This is a genomic window from Carnobacterium sp. FSL E2-0243, assembly GCF_038003605.1.
In the GTDB taxonomy this organism is placed as follows: Bacteria; Bacillota; Bacilli; order Lactobacillales; family Carnobacteriaceae; genus Carnobacterium; species Carnobacterium maltaromaticum.
Map to the genome: position 1 here is coordinate 3,225,781 of NZ_JBBOPM010000001.1, position 22,827 is coordinate 3,248,607.

15 protein-coding genes are annotated in these 22,827 nt (G+C 36.9%); 3 read left to right on the plus strand and 12 right to left on the minus strand.

The annotated features are described in order from the left end of the window. Window positions 1–62: 62 nt before the first annotated feature. Window positions 63–515 (plus strand): threonine/serine exporter family protein, encoded by a 453-nt coding sequence (locus MHI00_RS15225; RefSeq protein WP_015075351.1) that lies wholly within the window; start codon window positions 63–65, stop codon window positions 513–515. A gap of 44 nt (window positions 516–559) precedes the next feature. Here MHI00_RS15225 and MHI00_RS15230 read toward each other — a convergent pair whose 3' ends face one another. From MHI00_RS15230 to MHI00_RS15275, 10 genes are all read right to left on the minus strand, one after another. Next, window positions 560–1,546: a dimethylarginine dimethylaminohydrolase family protein gene (locus tag MHI00_RS15230; protein ID WP_056999041.1), complete on the minus strand. Its 987-nt coding sequence runs from the start codon at window positions 1,544–1,546 to the stop codon at window positions 560–562. A 162-nt stretch (window positions 1,547–1,708) separates the two neighbouring features. After that, window positions 1,709–8,575 (minus strand): LPXTG cell wall anchor domain-containing protein, encoded by a 6,867-nt coding sequence (locus tag MHI00_RS15235; RefSeq protein ID WP_341114696.1) that lies wholly within the window; start codon window positions 8,573–8,575, stop codon window positions 1,709–1,711. Window positions 8,576–8,734: 159 nt separating this feature from the next. Beyond that, window positions 8,735–9,757 carry a DUF916 and DUF3324 domain-containing protein gene (locus MHI00_RS15240; protein ID WP_010054845.1) on the minus strand — a complete coding sequence of 341 codons (1,023 nt, stop codon included), beginning with the start codon at window positions 9,755–9,757 and terminating at the stop codon, window positions 8,735–8,737. A gap of 30 nt (window positions 9,758–9,787) precedes the next feature. Continuing rightward, window positions 9,788–10,552 carry a WxL domain-containing protein gene (locus MHI00_RS15245; protein ID WP_135027098.1) on the minus strand — a complete coding sequence of 255 codons (765 nt, stop codon included), beginning with the start codon at window positions 10,550–10,552 and terminating at the stop codon, window positions 9,788–9,790. Between the two features lie 106 nt (window positions 10,553–10,658). Continuing rightward, the gene (locus MHI00_RS15250) at window positions 10,659–13,040 is read right to left on the minus strand and encodes a hypothetical protein (RefSeq protein WP_341114702.1); all 2,382 of its coding nucleotides are present in this window, start codon (window positions 13,038–13,040) and stop codon (window positions 10,659–10,661) included. 389 nt (window positions 13,041–13,429) lie between these two features. Further along, entirely contained in the window at window positions 13,430–13,708 is a 279-nt protein-coding gene (locus MHI00_RS15255; protein ID WP_010054841.1) for a hypothetical protein, read from the minus strand. 341 nt (window positions 13,709–14,049) lie between these two features. Then, window positions 14,050–14,532, minus strand: a complete 483-nt coding sequence (locus MHI00_RS15260; RefSeq protein ID WP_010054840.1) for a GNAT family N-acetyltransferase — start codon at window positions 14,530–14,532, stop codon at window positions 14,050–14,052. Window positions 14,533–14,567: 35 nt separating this feature from the next. Further along, on the minus strand, window positions 14,568–15,719 hold the full coding sequence (locus MHI00_RS15265; protein WP_015075342.1) for a pyridoxal phosphate-dependent aminotransferase: 1,152 nt from the start codon (window positions 15,717–15,719) through the stop codon (window positions 14,568–14,570). A gap of 101 nt (window positions 15,720–15,820) precedes the next feature. Next, the gene (locus tag MHI00_RS15270; RefSeq protein ID WP_010054838.1) at window positions 15,821–17,293 is read right to left on the minus strand and encodes an ABC transporter substrate-binding protein/permease; all 1,473 of its coding nucleotides are present in this window, start codon (window positions 17,291–17,293) and stop codon (window positions 15,821–15,823) included. Between the two features lie 245 nt (window positions 17,294–17,538). After that, the gene (locus MHI00_RS15275) at window positions 17,539–18,630 is read right to left on the minus strand and encodes an iron-containing alcohol dehydrogenase family protein (protein ID WP_341114708.1); all 1,092 of its coding nucleotides are present in this window, start codon (window positions 18,628–18,630) and stop codon (window positions 17,539–17,541) included. Between the two features lie 182 nt (window positions 18,631–18,812). Between MHI00_RS15275 and MHI00_RS15280 the strand changes: the two genes are divergently transcribed. Next, window positions 18,813–19,691: an alpha/beta fold hydrolase gene (locus tag MHI00_RS15280; RefSeq protein ID WP_057001000.1), complete on the plus strand. Its 879-nt coding sequence runs from the start codon at window positions 18,813–18,815 to the stop codon at window positions 19,689–19,691. 52 nt (window positions 19,692–19,743) lie between these two features. On the opposite strand, the gene MHI00_RS15285 is transcribed toward MHI00_RS15280, so the two are convergent. Beyond that, window positions 19,744–20,541: a DUF975 family protein gene (locus MHI00_RS15285; protein ID WP_010054833.1), complete on the minus strand. Its 798-nt coding sequence runs from the start codon at window positions 20,539–20,541 to the stop codon at window positions 19,744–19,746. A gap of 183 nt (window positions 20,542–20,724) precedes the next feature. Then, on the minus strand, window positions 20,725–21,378 hold the full coding sequence (locus MHI00_RS15290; RefSeq protein ID WP_081039707.1) for an HAD family hydrolase: 654 nt from the start codon (window positions 21,376–21,378) through the stop codon (window positions 20,725–20,727). A gap of 215 nt (window positions 21,379–21,593) precedes the next feature. On the opposite strand from MHI00_RS15290, the gene MHI00_RS15295 reads away from it, so the two are divergent. Next, window positions 21,594–22,700, plus strand: a complete 1,107-nt coding sequence (locus MHI00_RS15295; protein ID WP_010054830.1) for an ABC transporter ATP-binding protein — start codon at window positions 21,594–21,596, stop codon at window positions 22,698–22,700. Window positions 22,701–22,827: the final 127 nt, after the last annotated feature.

The following is a 22,827-nucleotide window of genomic DNA, read 5'->3' on the forward strand; positions in this document are numbered from 1 at the left end:
ATTTCCTATTTTTCTGCCAGACCTAAGCGGCTCAACAAACTTTTTACTAAGGAGGTCATCGCTTGATTTTTACTTTAATTGTTCAATTTTCATTTAGTTTTTTAACGACAGCCGCTTTTGCCATTATTACCAATGTTCCAAAACGTTCATTAATTGCCTGTGGTCTAACTGGAATGCTGGGGTGGATGGTTTATTGGAGTGCTGATAGTTTCGGTAGTGGGGATGTTTTTGCAACTTTTTTAGGTGCTTTTACCGTGGCACTCGCTAGTTACTATTTTTCGAAACATAAAAGGTTACCCGTTACTATTTTTAACATTCCTGGGATTGTGCCGTTAGTTCCTGGTAGCTTGGCTTATCAATCCGTTCGAAATCTGGTGTTAGGTGATTATGTCGAGGCCGTTTCATTTGCTGTTCGAGCATTGATGATTGCTGGTGCTATTGCTGCAGGGCTTGTTTTGTCAGAAGTCTTCAATCATAACATTCGAAACTTCCGTGAGAAAAAAGAAAAATTTTAAAAAACTCGTCCATTCAAACAACCGGACGAGTTTTTTTAACCCTATTATTCATTATTATTTCTTAGTAACGCCTGCGTTGTGCAACGGAACGAACCACCAAATCTTCTTGAAACTTGATAATCCAGCGTTTCTACTTTAATCCCATAACTTTCTAACTCCTTAATGATTCGTGTGAAGGAACTATCTGTAATATAGACCGACTCATTAATTGGCAAACCGTTCGCCATCAATAAAGAAGCTTCTTTCAATGAAATCTTAATACTCGACCAGCTTTTTAATTCTTTAGGAATTCCATCTAAAAATGCTTCTTCACAACAAATCATTAAGCCCTCTTTAACCAAGCTTAATGCACAGTCCAAATGTAAGATATCTTTATGAAGCCTGACAGGAACGACTTTATAATCCCAATGAACTAAAACAGATTCTAACCACTTGATACCCACTATATTACTAGCCAAACCAGAATAACCAACAAAAATTGTTTTTCCATAGACAAGTATATCGCCACCCTCTAAAAACGGTCCTGCTTCACTTGTTTCTCCATCTGAAATATCTGGTTGTGGGGTAGCAAAATAAAGACTCTCTTTTGATTGTGATTCCGCAATTAATAAATTTCTCATCGCTAGTATTTCTAAACGACGATGAGGAAATCTTAAACATCCCTCTATAATCAAATTTCCTACTGTAAAAAAAGGATCACGTGAAAAGAAATTAGCATAACCATCGCCTGTTTGAATGCCTAACTCTTTTTCATAGTCTGTCAGCAATCTCGGACGCACTACTTCTATACCATAGGAAACCAATAACCGATTCATTTCATTCTTTTCTTGCTCCCACTGCTTTTGTAAATCTGGATACAACTCTGCTACATCACCAAAAACTTCTTTTCCATTTTCTTCAAGTTTGGGTAAATCTTCTGATAGAAAATTTGTTTCTGCATTTTCTTTTTCCTTAGGGATATAAAACTGCGACTGAGCTAATACAACACGTTTTAAAGGTGCAAATTCACTTTCAACATAATTTTTAATCATAGAAAAACTTCCCTTCTTTGGCAAATAAATCACCGATTATTAGGCGATATCTCTTTGATTCTCAACCTATCAAACTATCTTAAGGATACTCCTAATTTTAACACACCTTCAGCACAAAAAAAAACTCCCCTAACAAAAGGTCAGGAGAGTTTTCTATTTCTTTTATTTAGTCATTTTTCTATTCTTTTTACTGAATAAGAATAGTCCAGCAAGACCAATTGCTAGTACACCTAGTATGCCAAACACTGAATTTTGTGTTTCCCCTGCTTGTGGGAATGTGTCTGATTTACTATACGTTTTGTTACCATAATTCGTAGTTGTTGCTCCGGTTCCACTGTTTCCTGTATTTCCTGTGTTGCCTGTGTTTCCACCATTTCCAGAGTTTCCGTTATTACCGCCATTTGAACCACCAGTTTTAGCTAGAACAGTTGTTGATACAGCTGAACTATCTTTTGTTTCAGTTCCATTTTTAGCTTGAACGGTTGCTGAAACTTTTTCGCCAACTTTCAACTGTGGTCCTGTAACTGTAACTTTATAACTTCCATCAACGGCAATCGGTGATTCAATAACCGTTCCATTTGGTAAGGTTACATTGGCTACAAATGTTGTGCCTGCTGGAATTGGAGTATTAAACGTAACTTTACCAGTAATTGTTTGATCTCCTGCATGAACAGGATCAATTGTTGGTGGTGCTACAACATAACTATCCCATTCGCTAGTTGGGACTTTATCTGCTAAAACAATTGTAGTTGCAGTAGGTCCTGTTTTAAGATTTTCTGCATTTGTACCTTGAATCGTTGCAGTAATACTATCACCTTCAGTTAATGCATGAGCCGCTCTTAAAAGGGTCCAATCAATTTTGAAGGTTCCATCATCTGCTAAATCAACTGTTTCAGTTCGACCATCTGCAAAAGTAATTAATGCTTTAAAGGTCGTTCCATTTGGAATTGGAGTATTTAATTGAACTTTACCTGTTACTTTAGTGTCACTTACATAAACATCATCAATAGACGGTAAAGTAATTGCATAATTAGCCCAAGCTGGATCTATTTCTCCTGGTAAAATAGTTGATTCAACTGGTGTGCTTTCTTTCGTTTCATCACCACGATGAGCCACTACTACTGTCGAAATTGTATCCCCTTCTTTAAGAACTACATCACCTAAATCAACTGTAATTGTACCATCTTCTGCAACTGTTCCAGAAACTTGACTACCATCTGGTAAGGTTACAACAGCAGTAAAGGTTACTCCTGCTGGAATTGGTTGATTCAATGTTACTGATCCTGTAACTGTTTTATCCCCTGCATGAACAGGATTAATAGTTGGTTCTTTGACAACATAATTTTCCCAAGGATCGACTTCTCTAGGTTGAACTTGACCTGAAGCAGAAGGACCTTCTTTGACTCTGTTTTCATTTGTTGCTTCAATATATTCAGTAATCGTATCACCTGCTGTTAAGATATTTCCATCTAAATCAACTGTGATCGTACCGTCAGCTTCAATAGTTCCAGTTAATTTAGTTCCACTCGGCAACACTAATGTTGCTTTAAATGTTGTTCCAGCTGGAATTGGTTGAATTAATGTTACTTTACCAGTAATTTGAGTTGCTCCAACATAAATCGGATCAAGTACTGGCGTTGCAACAATATATTTATCCCAATCAGACTCGCCTGTTGGATCTAAAATTGTTGAATCAACTGGATTACTATCTTTTGTTTTGCCATCATTTTGTGCTTGTACAATTGTTGAAATGACATCGCCTGGTTCCAAAGTTGCACCATTTAAAGGAACTGTAATTGTTCCATCAGCTGCTACTGTTCCTGTCAACTTAGTTCCATCTGGTAATGTCACAATAGCGACAAAGGTAGTGCCATCAGGAATTGGTTGAGTTAAAGTAACTGTTCCAGTAACTGCAACATCATCTGCGTGAACAGGATTAATTGTTGGATCTGCTACAACGTAACTTTCCCAAGGATCAACAACTTTTGGTAACACTGTTGATGTCACTGTTGAGCTATCTTTCGTTTCTCCACCATGAGTTGCTTCGACTAACGTACTGATTGTATCGCCAGCAACTAATGTTTTTCCACCTAAATCAACTGAAATGGTGCCATCTGGATTCACTGGAGCGCTGACTGTGCTACCATCTGGTAATGTCACAATCGCTACAAATGTTGTTCCTGCTGGGATTGGTGTATTTAATACAACCGTTCCAGTTACAGTTGTATCCCCTTCGTAAACTGGGTTAACCGTTGGAGTTGCAACGATATAGTTGGTCCACTCTGTGTCTCCATCTGCTGGTAAGACAGTTGACGTAATTTGAGCACTGTCTTTTGTTTGTCCTGCATTTGCTGCTTCGACATACGTTACAACTGTATCACCTGCAACTAGCGTTTTACCACCTAAATCAACTGTGATACTGCCATCTGGATTCACTGGAGCTGTTAGTGTACTACCATCTGGTAAAGTCACAATTGCTGTAAAGGTTGTACCGGCTGGAATTGGTGTATTAAGTGTAACTGCGCCAGTAATTTCTGTCGCACCTGCGCGAATTGGATCAACTACTGGAGCTGCTACTACATAATTATCCCATTCTGGGTTGCCTTCTTTAGCCAAAACAGTCGTTGTAATTTGCGCACTGTCTTTTGTTTGTCCGCCATTTGTTGCTTCGATATACGTTTTCAAATCATCCCCGGCTACTAATGTCTTACCAGTAAGATTAATTGAAATGCTACCGTCTGGATTCACTGGCGCACTGACTTTAGAACCATCTGGTAAAATGGTATAAGCTGTAAAAGTTGTTCCTGCTGGAATTGGTTGTGCTAATGCTACTGTTCCCGTTAAAGCTACATCTCCTACATGAATTGGATTCACTGTTGGAGCTGTTACTACATAGTTGGTCCATTCTGGATTCGTATCTCTAGCTAAGACAGTTGTACCAACACTAGAACTTGTTTTAACATCTGTACCATTTTTAGCTTCTACAACTGTAGATAATTGATCCCCAGCTACTAATACATAGCCATTTAAATCAACTGTAATCACACCATCTGGTTGAACTGCAGCACTAACTTTTGTGCCATTTGGTAAGGTTACAATTGCTGAGAATGTTGTTCCAACTGGAATCGGTGTTGCTAAAGTCACTGTTCCTGTTACAGTAGTTGCATCATCGTAAACAGGTGCAATCACTGGATTCGCCACAACATAATTCGTCCACTCAGGATCAACAATTGGTCCTAATACCGTTGTTGTAATCGCATTACTATTTTTTGTTTCCCCGTTATTTGTTGCTTGAACAAGAGTGGATAGTGTATCTCCTACTTGTAATACATAACCATTCAATGGAACACTGATGCTGCCATCCCCATTAACTGGTGCGCTGACAACACTACCATCTGGTAACGTAACAAGCGCTTCAAAGGTTGTACCTACTGGAATCGGTGTTGCTAATGTTACTGTACCTGTAACTGTAGCATCGCCTACATGAACTGGATCAATCACTGGAGCTGCTACAACATAATTTTCCCACTCCGTATTTCCAGGTTCAGCCTGAACCACTGTTGTTACAGTTGGACTATTTTTAATTACACCATTATTCGTACCTTGAACTAACGTTGTAAATGAGTCCCCTTCTTGCAAGACATATCCACCTAAATTTGTTACTGAAATGGTTCCATCTGGTTGAACATCTGCTGTTGCTGTCGTGCCATTTGGCAAGGTTACAATCGCTACAAATGTGCTTCCTACTGGAATTGGCGTTGTTAACGTAACTTTTCCGTTAATCACTGTCGCACCATCATAGGTTGGATCAATCACTGGAGCCACAATTGCATAATTGGTCCATTCTGGATTAGTATCTCTAGCTAAAACAGTCGTTGTTACGGTTGGACTATTTTTTCCATCGACGCCATTTTTAGCTTGCAACACGGTTGTCAAAGTATCCCCGGCTACTAAAGTATAGCCACCTAAATCAACTGTAATGGCCCCATCTGGGTTGACTGGTGCTGTCACAACCGAACCATTTGGTAAGGTAACTGCTGCTGTAAAGGTTGTACCCACTGGAATTGGTGTATTTAACGTAACCATTCCAGTCACACTTGTTGCATCATCATAAACCGGTGTAATCACTGGAGTTGCCACCACATAATTGGTCCATTCTGGATCAACTGCTGCTGCGATAACCGTTGTCGTTACACTCTGACTAACTTTCCCATCTGTACCATTTTTAGCTTTAATGACCGTTGTTAATGTGTCACCTACTACTAAATTAGCACCACCTAAATCGACTGAAATCACACCATCTGGATTCACTGGTGCTGTCACAACAGTTCCACCAGGTAATGTAATCTCTGCTGTAAAGGTTGTACCTGCTGGAATCGGTGTATTTAACGTAACTGCTCCTGTCGCTGCTGTATCTCCAACACGAACTGGATTAATCGTTGGCGTTGCGACGACATAATTCGTCCATTCTGGATCAACAAGAACTGGTAAAACTGTTACGGATACCGCTGGACTATTTTTACCTTGGCTGCCATTTTTAGCTTGAACAATTACAGATAAGGTATCCCCTACAACTAATGGGTAACCATTTAAGTTAAGCGAAATAGCTCCATTTGGTGCAACAATACCACTAATTGTACTGCCGTCTGGCAACGTAACTTGCGCTGTAAAGGTTGTACCGGCTGGAATTGGTGTATTTAGGGTTACATTTCCAGTTAAAGAAGCATCATTTACACGCAATGGATCAAGAACCGGTGCTGCCACCACATAATTGTCCCACTCCGGATTGCTGACTGCTTGAACAGTTGCTGTAATGACTTGACTATCTCGTGTTTCACCATTTAGTGTACCTTGAACAATAACCGAAACTTGTTCACCGGCTGCTAATTGAACACCACCTAATGGCAATGAGAAACTACCATCCCCATTAACTGGAACACTAACCGTACTGCCATTCGGTAAAGTTGCAATAGCTTCAAATGTTGCACCTAATGGAATTGGTGTAGCTAATGTTACTGTTCCATCAATTGCTGTTGCTGTTGTAAAAATAGGTTGTAAGCTTGGTGCTGCGACTGTATAAGTGCCCCAAGTTACAGCTTTAACTGTTGTTGCAACATTAGTACTATCCTTTGTTTCGCCAGCATTCGTTGCTTGAATAATCGTATTCAACACATCATCTGCTGCTAAAACATAACCATTTAACGGCACTGTAATCACGCCATCAATTCCGACTGGCGCCGTTACTTGACTGCCATTTGGCAAGGTTACGATTGCTTCAAAAGTTGTACCCGCTGGGATTGGAGTGGCTAAACTAACCGTCCCTGTCACATTTGTATCACCAACTGTAACATCAGAAATAACTGGTGGAGTTACCACATAATTTTCCCATTCAGTATTAACTTCAGGTAAAACTGTACTTACTGTTGGAGTACTATCTTTAGTCGCTCCATTGTTTGTTGCTTGAATAATTGTAGAAAGAGTATCACCAGCTTGTAATACATAACCATTTAATGGCACTGTGATTACACCATCAACTCCGACAGGGGCATTCACTTTACTTCCATCTGGTAAAGTAACCACTGCTGTGAAAGTTGTACCGGCTGGAATCGGTGTATTTAATGTGACAGTTCCTGTTACATTTGTATCGCCAACATGAACTGGACTAATTGTTGGTTCTTTTACCACATAGGCATCCCATTCTGGGTTCGGAACCGCTAAAACCGTTGTTTCTGTTGATAGGCTATCTTTCGGAACACCGCTATTCGTTCCTTGAATAATTGTAGAAAGAACATCATTGGCAGTTAATGTTTTGCCACTAACATCTATTGAAAAACTACCATCGACAGCATTAACAGGTGCTGTTACCGTTGAACCATCTGCTAACGTTACAATCGCTTCAAATGTTGAGCCCGGTGGAATTGGATTAGTTAAAGCAACAGTACCTGTAATCGCTGCATCTCCAACATAAACTTGATTCACTGAAGGGGCTGGAATCACATAATTATCCCAAATTGGATTCGCAAAAATTAACGTTGCATTGGCACCTTCACTATTGATTGCGCCTAATAAACTTGCATCAATAATTGGGTTCTTAACTGCTGCTGCATGAATCGTAGCTTGCGCTGCATCTGGTTTTGAAACAGCAAATTTCACATCATAACTAGTTCCTGCTAATAAATTAACACTTAAAAAATTAGTTAGAAGTCCACTGGAATCTTCCACAAGAGTATCCACTAAATTAAAAACAGGATCGAGCGCTAGTTTTAAAGCGGCCAACAAAGGATTTAAAGTGATACTAGCAGGGAATGGGAAACTTAATTGATTAACAGCATCGCGTAAAGGTTGGAATGTATCAACAAAAGCTTGTCTGACAAACAAACCTAAACCATCTGTAAAATCTACACTAATTGACTTCCCATCGGCAGAGACAACACCTGGTAAAGATGCTTGGTAAGAGCCTAAATCTTGGGCATTTCGAATGGCTCCAAACGCTGTTGTTAAAGAAGTTAAATCTACCCCTAGTGGAGTTGCAGCAGCCTTTAACGTATTAAGCGCTGTATCTACTGCTCCAATCAATACACTAACCGCTGGTAAATCCCCCGGTGTAATTGGAAGTAATTTGGCATCAATATCAATCGTTGCTCCACCAACTACTTTCCCTTCCAACTCAGGGGGTAAGCTAAACACGACAACTTTGGGATCTGCTAGGCCGACATTGGCTAAAGCTTGTCCTTCAAAAGTTAGATCAACATCATAGTTGCCGTCAAGATTAGGACTCAAAATAGTTCCATTACTAGTTGGCGTTCCAGTGTTAGACACTAACGTACTAGAACCTAAAATACTAACTTCAGCTAAACCTGCTGCGCTAGCTGTTTGATCTTGAAAGCCTAAGAATTGACCATTTTGAAAAATAGGTGCTGCTGGTGAAAATAATAAAACCGATGCGGCTGAAATGATAAATGCTTTTTTTAGCGTACCTCTGTTAAAAATAAATCTCTTCTTCTCTCCATCTCGACTTTGACTGCTCATAGTACGATTCCTCCTTAGTTAAACAAGTTTTAGGCACTCCTTTAGTGCTTTTTAGTAAAAAAAGATATAAAAAAATAAACGCTGACCTCTGCACAACATTTAAAAACACTAACCATTTTATTTTATTTATCCCTTAACTTTTCCTCAACTCCTCTCATTTTATGTTTTCTTACCATTCTTACCTAACCAATAAGCTATTCCTCCTACAAAAATTACCGCAATACCACCGATTAAAATATACCAGCGCGAATCAAATGTCTTTGGTGGATCATCAATTGAGGATTTGTTTAGTTTTTCAGCTTCGGCAGACTCAATCACAAAAGTCTTTTTCATTTTCCAATCTCGATAACCGTCGTTAGCAACAACTTCTGCTTCATAAGTGCCCGGTTTAAGTTCCGTATCAACTACATCAATCGCGTAATTAAAATTAGAATTAGGTGCCATTCTCAAATCATCTTGTTTTTTTTCATATAAAATGGTTTTATTTCCCTGTTCATAGATCTTAGCATCGACTTTCAACTTTTTGACTAAGGCCGCATGTTGATTCTGAAGATTCAATGAAATAATGTTATGCCCTGTTTTCTGGTCTGCTTTAACTTCATTTAAAGCTAATTTTGGTTGAACAACGACATCTGTTTCTGTTAACAAAACGCCCACTGAATAAGCAAATCGATTTTCAATAGCTACTGCGCCTTCTTCTTTTTCTGTTTTTTCAGATTCTACCTCTTTTTCTTTAAAATAAAGTCCACCTAAAAGAACTCCATCATAGACTTCATCTGGCATCTTTAATTGAACATCTAATAACGTACTAGATTGTTTAGGCACAAGGGTTTCCTTTGGAACATTGGCTATTTCAGCAAATGAAATCTTTAGGCTAGAATCTTTTTTCCCTGCTGATTTTGTATAATCGGCTAATCCGTTGTCATTGGTGACGGCTGTATTCGCTGTTGTTTCAACAATAATATCTTCTTCGGTATCATTTTTTAATTCTATTTGGATAACCTGTTCTTGCTTGGGTTCCATTTTCAAATCAAAATAGCTTTGTTTTTTATCACGTTGATTTTCAGGTAAAATAGCTTGAACTGAAAAATTCATTTCATTCGCAAATACATACCCTGCTCCGGAAAACAACAAACCTATCATAAATCCAATTATACCTATCCATTTTAATAGCCGTCCCATCAGCTTCCCCTCACTAACTCAAACTATTTTTTAAAGCGGCCCATCTTCTAAATTCCAAGTTAGGGAAGCTTTATATTGCACATTTTTAACTTTATCTGTTGTACCTGGTACACTTAAGCTAATTGATTGCCCGCCTGATACTGCATCTCCAAAAGCTGTTGTCCACGTTCCCATCCCTTTATCTTCAGCTGCGCTTACTACTAAAGAAGAAGAGGCTCCCAAAGGATCTATCGTGACAAGCGCTGAAGCTGTTGGTGCCAAAATAGGATTCATTGTCGAATTAGACGTTGCATTCGTTAATTTTAATTGCGCGTTGGCCAAAACATCTGGCGTTGTATTAGCTGTTTTAAATTGACCGTTTTGCGTAACTGTGACTTTCCAACCCACGTTTGAGCCACGTTTATCCGTCACTTGAAGATAATTCGGTACAGCTACAACTTGATCTGTTGTCACATCTTTCACCGAATCCATTGAAGCATAATACGTTGCATCTGTTACTTGAATCACTTTGTTTCCAAAATGAAAATTAGATACATAATCAATACTAAGTGGTCCTGCCGTACCTGGTTCATGCGGATCTGCTGGGTCTAAAGGATCCACTGGTAACACAGGTTTAGTCGGATCTGTTGGGTTCACTGGATTAGTTGGATCTGTATTTGTCGTAAATGTAACATCTGAAATAGAATTCATGGTACCTGCTGTTGCTGCGTCTACTACTACTCCTCCTAGGCTTACTAAAACCAACGGTGCTAAAAGGCACAGCGTTCCAACTTTCATTACATCTCCCCTAGTCATAAAATCTCCTTCTCTCTTTTTTATTTATTTCCACCCCTGTTTAAGGAATTAGAAAACTATCCAACAACTACCTAACTTTTTTCAATTGATCCAACTGCTATTGCTCTCAAATTGGACCATCGCTCAATACCCAGTCTAACTTTCCCTGATAGCTTTCATTCACATTCAAATTAGGACTCGGAGTTAAATTAAGCCGAATCCCCTCATTTGCTTGCCAATTCACAGGGACATTATTATCATTTAAGGAAGTATAGCTAAAAATCTCTAAATTATCTTGGTTGACGGATTGATTTCCACCATTTTTACTATATATAAAAGCTCCAGTTAAAACTTTCCCACTTGCTGAAGTTAAAGCTTTAGCTTCTTTTACATAAACTCTCCATTGACTTTTAATCACGCGACCATCTGCTACGATGAGCGGATTTGGCACTGTTGTAGCATTATAAATTGTTTGCTTTGCCGGAACTTTTAAATTTTGAAACTCAATTGTTGCCGGTGCTTGAATAAAACGTAATGTGCCATTCCCTACTGGCAATGAACTTTGCGAACTTTGTTGTGGAATAGCGGTTCCACCACCATCCGTTCCATTAATAAAAGTTGAATTTAGTAACGATGTATTTAAAGCGCTCCCACTGATTGTAGCAACATATTGTAAAATCAGTGACTCACCTGATTGCTGCAAGTAACTCGCCGGTGCTCCTTGATAATTCCAAGCTTGGGTTGAAGGACTCGCGCCATCCGTTACCAATTGCGGTGCTCCCAAACTTGTAATCGTGCCAACACTATCTTTTTTAGACATCTGGGCACTTGTTAAATTACTAAGCCCTGCCGGAATCCAATTTCGAACACTAGATTGATTCCATTTTGCATTTGTATTCGTTAAAGTTGTCGTAATCGTGTATCGAATAGTTTGACCAGTAACAGCTGCCGTAGCAGTTTCCCACGTACCTTGGCTATTCATTTTTTCGATAACTTGCACAATTGTTAAACTTGGTTTCGTATACGCAACTGTTTGCGAAATTGCTGAACTTTCCACTAAAAGTAATCCCGTTCGATTACTGTATCCTTGAGTTTTGACTGTAACGCTATCTCCTCCTTGAAGCACTTGGCTTAAAGAAAAGTTAAAACTACCATTTCCAGGTAATGGACTACTTTGCGTTCGTGTTGGATCATTATTTATTTGAAGTTGCATTTTATAATTCCCACCGACTGCTTGAATCGCCGTTCCCACAACTTGATTCGCTCCAGCCGCTAAATTCGATAAAACTGGAGGACTAATTGGCCAACTGACTGTTGCGGTTGAACTGGTGCTTTGGTATAAATCTGTCCCAACTTTGGCAGTAGCAATCACAACAGCTGATACCGTATCCAAGTATTCTAGCGCGGCTGGAATCGCAGTGGTAAAAGTTCCATTTGCTGCAACAGCGACTCCATTAATTGCTACTGGAATCGCCGTCCCATCAACCCGACCAAAATTCAAATTAACTGTATAGACATAATTTGAATCTTGCGTTTGATTTACCGAGCCACTCACAGAGCTTTGATTATTTACCAACGAGCTGATAATTGGAGCCTGAATTGGCAAAACTGGACAAGTTCCTAAGGGCATTGTAGCTGAACTGATCACTCCACTTTTAAGTTGGTTACCAGGAAGTAAATTAATCCCTCCACCTAAATCAGTAAAATTACCTTTAACCGCGTAACTTGTCCCATTACTAGCTGGTGGAATAGAAATACCCTTTTTATAAAGAGCTACCGTATCAAATTTCACATCAGTAGCCCATTTACTGGCTATACCTAACGAAAGCGTATTTTTTTTAAACGTAAGAACTACTGCACTATTAGTAACATCGTAACTTAACGTAAATTCAGTTGTAGCAGCATGCAAGTCAATTGTAGTATTTGAAAGTACAGACGAGGGATAGGTTACAGTTCCAGTTAAACTTGCAAGAAAAGCGGCTTGCTTAGTTGGACTTGGGTTTAATTGACTTGCTAATTCTGCTGGCAGGCCTAGTATAATTAGTGGGTTATCATTAATTGTTAACCCCAAAACTGCCGTATAAGTAAAAGCAATATGCCCAACACCTTGTCCACAAGCACCTGTTTGGTAGTCTGCCGTCAAGACACTGTTACCTAAAACCACTGTTCTAGGAGCTATTTCCCCTGCTTGGCTTTCTGTTGCTAATTCTGATGTAACATCAACGTCTTCTGTGGAGATCACGCCCTCTTCCTCATTCGTTTCATGTGTGCGAATTACTTCTTCTTTGTTTTCTGTTGCAATTAGTATTGGAGATTCAGTGTTTTCTATTGCAGGTGGTAGACTTTCTTCATTTTCTGCAGATTCTGAGGTTAAAGAACATCCGTCTTTTCCTTTAGTTTCTAAAGGAACAACATCGTCGTTCATGGCAGTAGTTAAATTAATTGGTAAATGAGCAACCATAGAGAATACTAAAAACAAAGCGACTATAAATCTTACCCCATTTTTCATTAGGTATTCTCCCTTCATTCAAATTAAAATAACCTGTTTTTGTTTCTGACACCACTATAGTACTCCATTATGATTTTAAAAGCTAATGTTAACCCTTGTTTTTTATTACAATGATAATACATTTAAAACCATGCATTGTAATATAAAAAAAGACGCTCTTGTTTACTATATTATAAACTGATTATTCTATAAACATTCTCTAACTATTTAATCACTTACTATTTATATAATTACAAATCTTTGATCATTACTTTTCATAAAAATTACACAGAATTAAACAAGCGTTTCCACTCCGTTTAAATCGACTTTTTCACTTTTATACTTAATTTCAAAAAAAAAAAAAAAAGCTATTACTTTTATAGTAATAGCCATTTCGTTGGTATGAAATTTTAATTTATATTATAATCACCAGGAGCAATACCATGTGGTTCATTTCCGGTTCTCAGCTCTAAAGCTTCTACAAATTCTTCAATATATGTGATTTCTATCACATTATCCAGTTTGTGAAATATCATTTTTTTTATTTCTATTTCAGTTAAACTTGATGGAAAAATAAATGTCCGATGAAACTCTTTTTTTTCAACTAATGAATTCGTTTTACTCACATTTGCAATAAAACCAATATGATAGATTAGACGATCACTCCAATACTTATCAATTGATGACATACACTCATCCCCCTTATTTCAGTCAGTCAATACTCTCACCTAGCTTTTTATAACCCAACACTAAATTTATCTAAGTATTAATTTTGGTTCATTCACCTAAAATATAACACACCTTTACTCAGACTGAAATAGACAATTCTATGATTTTTTCTTTTTTAATATCAACTTATTAGCAATTTTAAAAAAATGATTTTCTAGTCGTTATTTAATTCTCCCTCTTTAACAATCTTAGTCGCTTTTTGGTACTTACTGATTGAATAAAAATACTTACTTAGTTATATTAAATCTATTTCATTTCTTTCTATAAAAACAAACTATCTATTTCTTAAAAGTTCTTCTATTTAGTTCAACTCATACCTATAAAAAACACTATCCACTTCTAAAATAGGAAAATCTGTTGGCAATTCTGTTTTCATTATTTTTTTAAATTTATTTTTTTCATAAAAACGGTGAGCGGCTTTAAATTTATCAGTTGTTCCAAGAAACACAGCTTCACATTTTTGTTCTCTACACCACTCGAAAGCAGTTCCTAACAATTGTTGTGCAACATTTAATTCTTTGCCTCGATAGACTTTTTTTACAAACATTTTTCGCAATGCTACTCTCTGATTAGCCAAAGGCAATAATGCAATTGTTCCTATAAGTTCTGTCCCACTAAAAGCAACCCAAAAACCACCAGATTTAACTTGATATGTGCTAGGTATAGTTAATAAATCCGGTTGATCTTCCAACGTAATTTGCAAACCATATTCTTTTTTTTGAATCTCTAAAATTAGTTTTATCACTGCATCTTGGTTGTTGTTTTGATACTCATATATTTTCACTATTCCACTCTCTTTCTCTACTAATTCTCTATCATCTAATTAAAACGTAGCTTTGCTAAGCGATCAAAAGCTTCCTTCAATACCATTAAATTCTGAGTAGCTGCTAGTCGCACATAGTCTTTGCCACTTTCTCCAAAAGCCAAACCAGGTATAACTAGCACACTAGTTTCTTTTAAAACGTACTGACTAAATTCCAGAGAATCCAAACCACTTTTTTGAATATTTATAAATGCGTACATACTTCCTTTCACGGGGTGAAGAGATAAATACTCAATTTCAGCAACTCTTTTTTCAATATATTCTAGGCGCTCTTTAAAAACTGTGCTCACCTTAGGAATTAACTCTTCGGCATGATTTAAGGCATAAATAGCTGCCCGTTGTGAAGGAGTCGGCGCTGAGTACGTAATCCCCTCATTAAGTAACTTAGCAGCATTATTTAAGTAACTAGGTGCGACCATATAACCAATTCGCCAGCCTGTCATAGCAAAATTTTTCGATAAACTACCAAAAGTCACTGTATGATCAGGCGCATAAGTTGCCATAGGAACAAAGGGCGCATAAAAGCTAAATCCGTCATAGACTTCATCTGATAAAATAAAGAAATCATATTTTTTAGCTAGCTCAGCAATTTTCTTGAACGTCTCTGGCGAAAAAACAGCTCCTGTAGGATTATTAGGCGAATTTAAAATTAAGGCCTTGGTTCGGCTAGTAATAGCAGCTTCTAGCAATGTAACATCCAGCATAAAACCATCTTTTTCATAAGTTGGAACCAAAACAGGAACTCCGCCAGAATGAATGACTTGATCTTTGTATGGAGAAAAATAAGGTTCATGAATAATCACTTCATCCCCTGGATCAAGAATTGTTTGCAGGGTCAAATACATACCATGTAAAGCCCCAACCGTTGCTCTAATTTGATTCTTAGCAAAGTCCAGTTGATAAAACCGTTGATAAAAATCTTGAATAGCCTCAATTAAATCAGAACTTCCGCCTGATTCGGTATATTTAGTATGTCCCTTTTTCACATCTAAAAAAGCTTGTTGAATAATACGATCATCTGTAATTAAGTCCGGATCACCGATCGACAAATCAATTAAATTAGGTGTTGTTTTCGCCAATGTTCCAATATCTGCTAAAATATTATTAGGTATTACTTGATGTTTCTTCGCTAATTTTTTACTATCCAATTTCTCATCCTACTTTCTGTAAAGTGTTGACTAATGAACAACTAACAGCTCTGACCACAGAAATAAAAAATTCCTGAATCAGAGCTATTTCTATACATATTTTAGTCACTAGCTTGCATACGACGTTCCGCCACGCCTAATAATCTTGAAAGTGTGAATGTAAGTGCAAAATAGATCAATGACGTTATAATTAATGGTAAGAATGGCTTAAAGCTAGCGCCCTGAACGACTCCTGTTTGAAACATCAACTCTGTTACACCAATCACTGAAACAACAGATGATTCTTTAATAACTGTTACAAATTCATTTCCTAAAGCCGGCAAAATATTTTTAATTGCTTGAGGTAAAATAATAAATCGCATACTTTGTCCTTGGCTCATTCCAAGAGAACGAGCTGATTCCATCTGGCCTTTATTAACAGCCATAATACCCGCTCGGATAATCTCAGCTACATATGCTGCACTGTTTAATGACAAAGCAATACAACTAGAAACAAAAGCCGATAGCTCTAAACCAAATAACGCTGTCCCTCCAAAAAAGACAATAAACGTTTGTACAAGTAAAGGTGTCCCTCTAACATACTCGATATAAATAGCTGCAGGCCAACGAAGTAATTTAGTCTTAGCTAATTTCATTAATGACAATAACGAACCCAATACAGAGCCAAATATCACCCCAATTAGTGCCAGCAAGACAGTATACATTGTTCCTTTTGCAAAATAGCTTCCATATTGTTCAAAAAAACTCGCTTCATGAAACATCAATTCTGTAGCTTTTTTTTGATAGTCCGCTAAAAGACCTTTTGTTTTAATTTCATCAATTGATGCATTAATTTGAGCTTTAAAAGCTGGATTGTTTTTCTCGATTGCAACAGCCGTTTGCTTTGCCCCATCAGTAAACTTAACATCGGCATAGGCCATATCCTCATTTTGACTTAAGTAAGCATCAGCAACAGGACCTTCTAAAACCAATGCATCAACCTTTTTTTCTTGTAAATTTAAAATCAAATCAGGAACCTTTTGCAGAGACACGGGTTTTGATCCATACAACTCATTTTTAGCCAAAGCTTCTTGTGTTGTTTGTTTTTGAACACCGACTTTTACACCTTTAAAATCCGTTACTTTTTTATATTTATCCGCGTCACCTTTACGGACAACTACCTTTTGATTAACATCCATGTATGGATCCGAAAAATCAACTTGCTTTAACCGCTCTGGTGTAGGTGCAATTCCTGAGATAATCATATCTATTTTACCCGTTTGCAAAGCACCTAATAAACTATCAAAGTTCATTTCTGTAATGGCCAATTTAACGCCCATATCTTCAGCAATTTTGTTCGCTATATCAATATCAAAACCGACTATTGTATCCTCCCCATCAACTGTTTGATGAAATTCATAAGGTGGATAATCAGCCGAAAGACCCACTACTAAAAAACCTTTATCTTGAACTGCTTTTAATTTTGTATCTGTTGTTTCTGCTGAAACTTGAGTCACCGGAATCACTATCGAACAGAAAATAACTAACGCCAATAGACTGTTTAACTTCTTTTTTACCCAACTTTTTTTGACCATTAACTAAACCAACCTCTCTTCTTTTCATGCTTATCATTATTTATCCGTACCTTTTCTAATTGTTTTTTCTTTTAATTTTAACCATCATACATCAAAATGATTATTTATTCAACTTAAAGTTCTATTTTACTCATTAAAAGATGTTTTATACATTAAAACAGGTGTAAAAATGTATATTCACGTTTTTTTATTCTCATTTTAATTGAATAAAAAAAGCCCAACAACTCAAGCTGGGCTTTCTATCTTTATTTAGTTTTGCTATACTTTTCTAATTCAAAAAAAGCATTAAATACTTTTTCAGCCGTAATATCTCCTGGCAATAAATGAATATTTTCATTTTCCTGAGTAGCTGCTTCTGCTACTTTATAAAATATATCCTTTGAAATTTTAGAAAGTTTCATATCAGCTAAAGAAATCGGCAAACCTAATTCCTGATAAAAAGGGACTAATTCATCTATTTCAGTCCACTTATTCTCTATTGCTAATTGTACAAAAATACTATATGCCACTTTGTTTCCGTGCAACTGATTATGGGCTTCTGGAATAAGCGTTAGCGCATCATGAATTGAGTGAGCACCTGAAGTCCGTCCATATTCGTCACCAAAGCCACCAACCATTCCTGCCACTAAAATTGTCGTTTCAATAACTTTAACGAATGCCGTATTTATTTTTTTCTCATCCATGGATTTCAGAGCATCTGTACTATAGCGCATTAAATTTTTCTGGCATAAATTAGCCGCAAAATAAGCAATTTCCACCTCAACAGGAGGGTCTTCTAGTTGTTCAATAATTACCTTTGCTTCATACCATTTGGCCAAAGTATCCCCAATTCCAGCTACCATATATCTTTTTGGCGAACCGATAATAATTGCGGGATCAACAAGAACTAAACTATTGCTTGTTGGAAAAATATCAAGCCCCACCATTTCACTTTGCTCATTGTACATCACACTTAGAGGTGTGTAAGCAGCGCAAGTTGAAGCCAAGGTTGGCAAAATAATCGCGGGTAATACTAGTTGCGCAGCAGTTGCCTTCACTACATCCGTAACTTTTCCACCGCCAACCGCAATAATACCATCTGCTCCAATTTCTGTTACTAATGCCATTAAACGATCTCGTTCTGCATATGTACATTCTTTATGATACACATCAAAACTAGCTTTCACATGTGTTAATTTAGGAAATTTGGCTTGAGCTACTTGCCAAGATAATTCACCATGTACAATCAAAACATGAGTTAAACCCCTTTGAATCAACCTTTCTTCCAATTGATCCCAACAACCAACTTCGCAAATGTATTCCTGTGGTGCTCCCCGCACAATCAAGGTGTTTTGCATACTAACTCCCCCTTATTCTCACTCGTAGTCGCCTTAATTTGTATAAATAGCCAATATTTAAAGCAATTATACGTCATCAACGTCTAAATAGAAACCTTTTTTTGCAAATGACAATCGAATAAGTAAATTACCTCTATCATCAACTTTTTGTTATAATAGGCAGTAGAAACGGAGTGAATGTGATGAAAAAGTGGGTTCCATTACTATGTTTAGTTTTTTTAGCCATTATCGGCTCTTTCTATCTAGCCCAATCAAAAAAAGAAAGCTCAATTGAGCAATCAAAAAAGGATTTAAAAAATCAAATTCCAATTATTTTATTACATGGCAGTGGCGGCGATGAATACTCTTTCTCACCTTTTTCAGAAGAACTCATTCAAAAAGAAGATAGCTCTTCAGAGGTCTTACCGGTGACAATTAATGAAGACGGGCTCTTAGACTATCAAGGCTCATTAAATTCAGATACAAATCGTCCCTTAATTTCACTAGGCTTCACAGAAAATAACGCACCGATTGAAGACTGGAGCGCTTGGTTAAAAATTTTAATGATTGATTTAAAAAAACACTATGGCTTTCAACAAGCAGATATTGTCGGCTATTCAAATGGCGGGCTAGCAGCAACCTATTATGCAGAAACTATTGGTCACGATAGCGACGTGCCAACTTTACGCCGCTTAGTTTTAATCGGAGCACCTTTTAATGATTTGGATGAAGAAGAAAATGCTGGTAACGCTAATTTTGAAGAACTCGTAGGCCAATCACCTGAATTGGGAAACTATCTAGCTATTAAACAACATCTTTCAAAAGATTTAGCTGTTTTATCCATTGCTGGTGACGATGAAACTGAAACCTATACCGATGGAATTGTACCTTTACGAAGTGCGCTCTCATCACGTTTTATTTTCCCTGAATATGTCCATACATATTTTGAAAAAATAACAACAGAAGGGCCCAGTGACCATCTTAGCTTATTAAGTAATCAGCAGGTCATTGATTGGACGTATTGGTTCCTATTTGATTATAAACTTGCTAAAGAACGGGAAATTATATTTGCTAGTCAATAAAAAAGAGCTGTAGCAATCAAGATAAATTGCTACAGCTCTTCTATTTAGTTGATTAATCGTTCGTCCATTCATTGGTTGTATCTTCTACATCTTCATATACTTTAGCGCCACTTAAATAACGATCCTGTGCTAAATCTTTATAAAAAGCTGCATACGTAGCTGACATATAAGGATTTAACCATAAATAACCGATACCTAATGTAAGCAAAGCTAAAATGTGCCACCCTATAAAACTTAATTGTAGTAGGAAATAGCGACCTTTATGTCCGTCCATTAACTGTCTACTTTCTGTAATATAATTCGTGTAACGCATTCCCTCATTACCACCATGTGAAGATAAATCTTTGTAAATAAAATACGATTGTGAATAGGCTAAAGCCTTAATAATACCTGGGATAACAAATAAAAGTGACCACAAGAAAGTGAAAATAGAACTTAAAATACTAATAACTAAAACTGTTAAAAAGTTTTTGCTTGTATAAACTTGAAATGCATCCTTAAAAGGTTGAATCTTTTTAGTCGGTTGACGTAACCAGTCTAAAAAAGTAAAAGAAATTCCGATAGTAATCAACGAAATAAATAGACCAAATATTCCGCCACCACCATAGCCACCTCCTGAATTCCCTTGATACCCATCTGTATAAGTGCTTGTTTGAGACATAAAATCAGTATCTCTAAAAAAGATAACTGCTAATGCAATTGCAGCAGCTGAAATAAAAGCAATAAAAACAAACAAAGCGATTTGTAAAAGTGTCGGTACCAAATTCAATAAAATACCATCGCCCCATCTGCCACGTAATAAATCTTTTGCTTCAGCTTTTAACTCGGCGCGTGTTTTCACTCGAGACATAAGAACATTCCTCCTTCATTTAATATAATAACAATTTAATTATACTTTATTGGGACTAACTGTGACAACTAATTACCATTGAGGTCCTTTTAAAACTGCCAATGAGTCCATCTTTCCACGATAATAATAGTCTAATTCAACTAGCTTTTTCTTACCTATCCTTGAAAACCTCATTACTTCCCTCTACTCTGTCAAATCAAGCAAGTCACGAAAATCATGAACAATAAAATCTGGCTTCTCTGTACATAAATCCGCTTCAGAAAAAGAACCCCACGTAACCCCGCAATTAGAGACACCTGCTCTTCGAGCCATCTGTAAATCATAACTTGCATCCCCAATCATTAACGTTTCTGATTTTAAATGTTGATATTTTTCAAGAATTTTGTATATACCATCTGGATGTGGTTTATAATGTTCAACCTTGTCTGACCCATAATAATCTTTAAAGTAAGCGTCAATACCTAATTCTTCTAAATTCCTTTGTAAAACATCGGACTTCTTACTTGATAGTACATACATGACAACTGACCTTTCTTTCAATTTGCTTAACGTTTCTTCTACGTATGGAAACAGCCTTAGATGATCTACTTCATTTTCTTTATAACGCTCCCTAAAAATATCAAGTAGCGATTCAAATTGATTCGCTGTTAATCCATCCGCGCCCATTGATTTAAATGATTTTTCAATAGGAATTCCCATTGCTTTTTTAATCTGATTTTTATTTGGAATAGGTAGGTTAACTTCTTTGAAAGCACCTTGGGTTGCGACAATACTACATTCCTCAGAGTCACCCAATGTTCCATCAAAATCAAATAAATAAATTCTTTTACTCAACATAAATCCCCCTAGCGTTTAATACTTAAACTTGTCTTTTTCTTTCATTGTAGCACAGATACACTTGTTGAATCTTGAATTGAAAAGATCGATTTAGCAAACTAGGCAACTTGCACAAAAGAGGCGCTTAAATATTGTGCACCTAAACGTGGCGAAGAGGAATCGCTTTCATTTATACTAAGTATATCAAATAAATAGATTGGTTAGGTGAATCCATCATGGTAGAAATCGCTTTAAATCATATTCATAAAAAATACGACAACGCTGAAAGTTATTCAGTTACAGATTTTAATTTACAAATTAAAGATCGTGAATTCATTGTTTTTGTTGGTCCTTCTGGTTGCGGAAAATCAACAACATTACGGATGATTGCAGGTCTAGAAGATATTACTGAAGGTGAATTATTCATTGGAGACACGTTAATGAATGATGTCGCACCTAAAGATCGTGATATTGCGATGGTTTTCCAAAACTACGCTCTATATCCACATATGACTGTTTACGATAATATGGCTTTTGGTTTAAAATTACGTAAATACGATAAAGCTGAAATCAAAAAACGTGTTGAAGAAGCAGGCGAAATCCTAGGTTTAACAGAATATCTAAAACGTAAACCAGCAGCATTATCAGGTGGACAACGTCAACGTGTTGCCTTAGGTCGTGCCATTGTTCGGGATGCCAAAGTCTTCTTAATGGATGAACCACTTTCAAACTTAGATGCAAAATTACGTGTAGCTATGCGTGCTGAAATTGCTAAATTACACAGACGACTTGAAACAACTACTATTTACGTAACACATGACCAAACAGAAGCGATGACAATGGCTGATCGCATCGTCATCATGAAAGATGGTTTCGTTCAACAAATCGGTTCACCAAAAGAAGTGTACGATACACCAATTAACGTTTTTGTTGCTGGTTTTATCGGTTCACCAGCGATGAATTTCTTTAATGTTACTCTTAATGGGGATGTTATTTCAAATGGTTTAGGCTTAAAATTAACTATTCCTGAAGGCAAACGCAAAATGTTAGCTGAAAAAGGCTACGATGGTAAAAAATTAATCTTTGGTATTCGACCAGAAGACATTCACAGTGAGCAAATAGCTTTAGACTCTAATCCGAACAGTGTCGTTCATGCTGAAGTCGTTGTTTCTGAACTACTAGGTGCCGAAACAATGCTCTATACTCGTGTTGATGATACTGAGTTTATCTCTAAAGTTGATGCTCGTGATTTCCATCGTCCAGAAGAATTTGTTGACTTAGCTTTTGATTTGAATAAAGGTCACTTCTTTGATACTGAAACACAGCTCGTAATTAAAGCTTAAAAATAATAAAAAATGTCCCCTACTAATCTAGGGGACATTTTTTATTTTAAATAACTATGAATTCTCATTTTTCATTGCTTTTTTTCTACTTTGAGCATATAATAAGCTAGCGTATTATATACCTATG

Bases quoted from the DNA above. Each gene is read 5' to 3' on its own strand.
- MHI00_RS15280 (WP_057001000.1), top strand. From the start codon at position 18,813: ATGAAAAAGTGGGTTCCATTACTATGTTTAGTTTTTTTAGCCATTATC.
- MHI00_RS15235 (WP_341114696.1), bottom strand. From the start codon at position 8,575: ATGAGCAGTCAAAGTCGAGATGGAGAGAAGAAGAGATTTATTTTTAAC.
- MHI00_RS15245 (WP_135027098.1), bottom strand. From the start codon at position 10,552: ATGACTAGGGGAGATGTAATGAAAGTTGGAACGCTGTGCCTTTTAGCA.
- MHI00_RS15250 (WP_341114702.1), bottom strand. From the start codon at position 13,040: ATGAAAAATGGGGTAAGATTTATAGTCGCTTTGTTTTTAGTATTCTCT.
- MHI00_RS15290 (WP_081039707.1), bottom strand. From the start codon at position 21,378: ATGTTGAGTAAAAGAATTTATTTATTTGATTTTGATGGAACATTGGGT.
- MHI00_RS15230 (WP_056999041.1), bottom strand. From the start codon at position 1,546: ATGATTAAAAATTATGTTGAAAGTGAATTTGCACCTTTAAAACGTGTT.
- MHI00_RS15240 (WP_010054845.1), bottom strand. From the start codon at position 9,757: ATGGGACGGCTATTAAAATGGATAGGTATAATTGGATTTATGATAGGT.
- MHI00_RS15270 (WP_010054838.1), bottom strand. From the start codon at position 17,293: ATGGTCAAAAAAAGTTGGGTAAAAAAGAAGTTAAACAGTCTATTGGCG.
- MHI00_RS15285 (WP_010054833.1), bottom strand. From the start codon at position 20,541: ATGTCTCGAGTGAAAACACGCGCCGAGTTAAAAGCTGAAGCAAAAGAT.
- MHI00_RS15255 (WP_010054841.1), bottom strand. From the start codon at position 13,708: ATGTCATCAATTGATAAGTATTGGAGTGATCGTCTAATCTATCATATT.
- MHI00_RS15275 (WP_341114708.1), bottom strand. From the start codon at position 18,630: ATGCAAAACACCTTGATTGTGCGGGGAGCACCACAGGAATACATTTGC.
- MHI00_RS15295 (WP_010054830.1), top strand. From the start codon at position 21,594: ATGGTAGAAATCGCTTTAAATCATATTCATAAAAAATACGACAACGCT.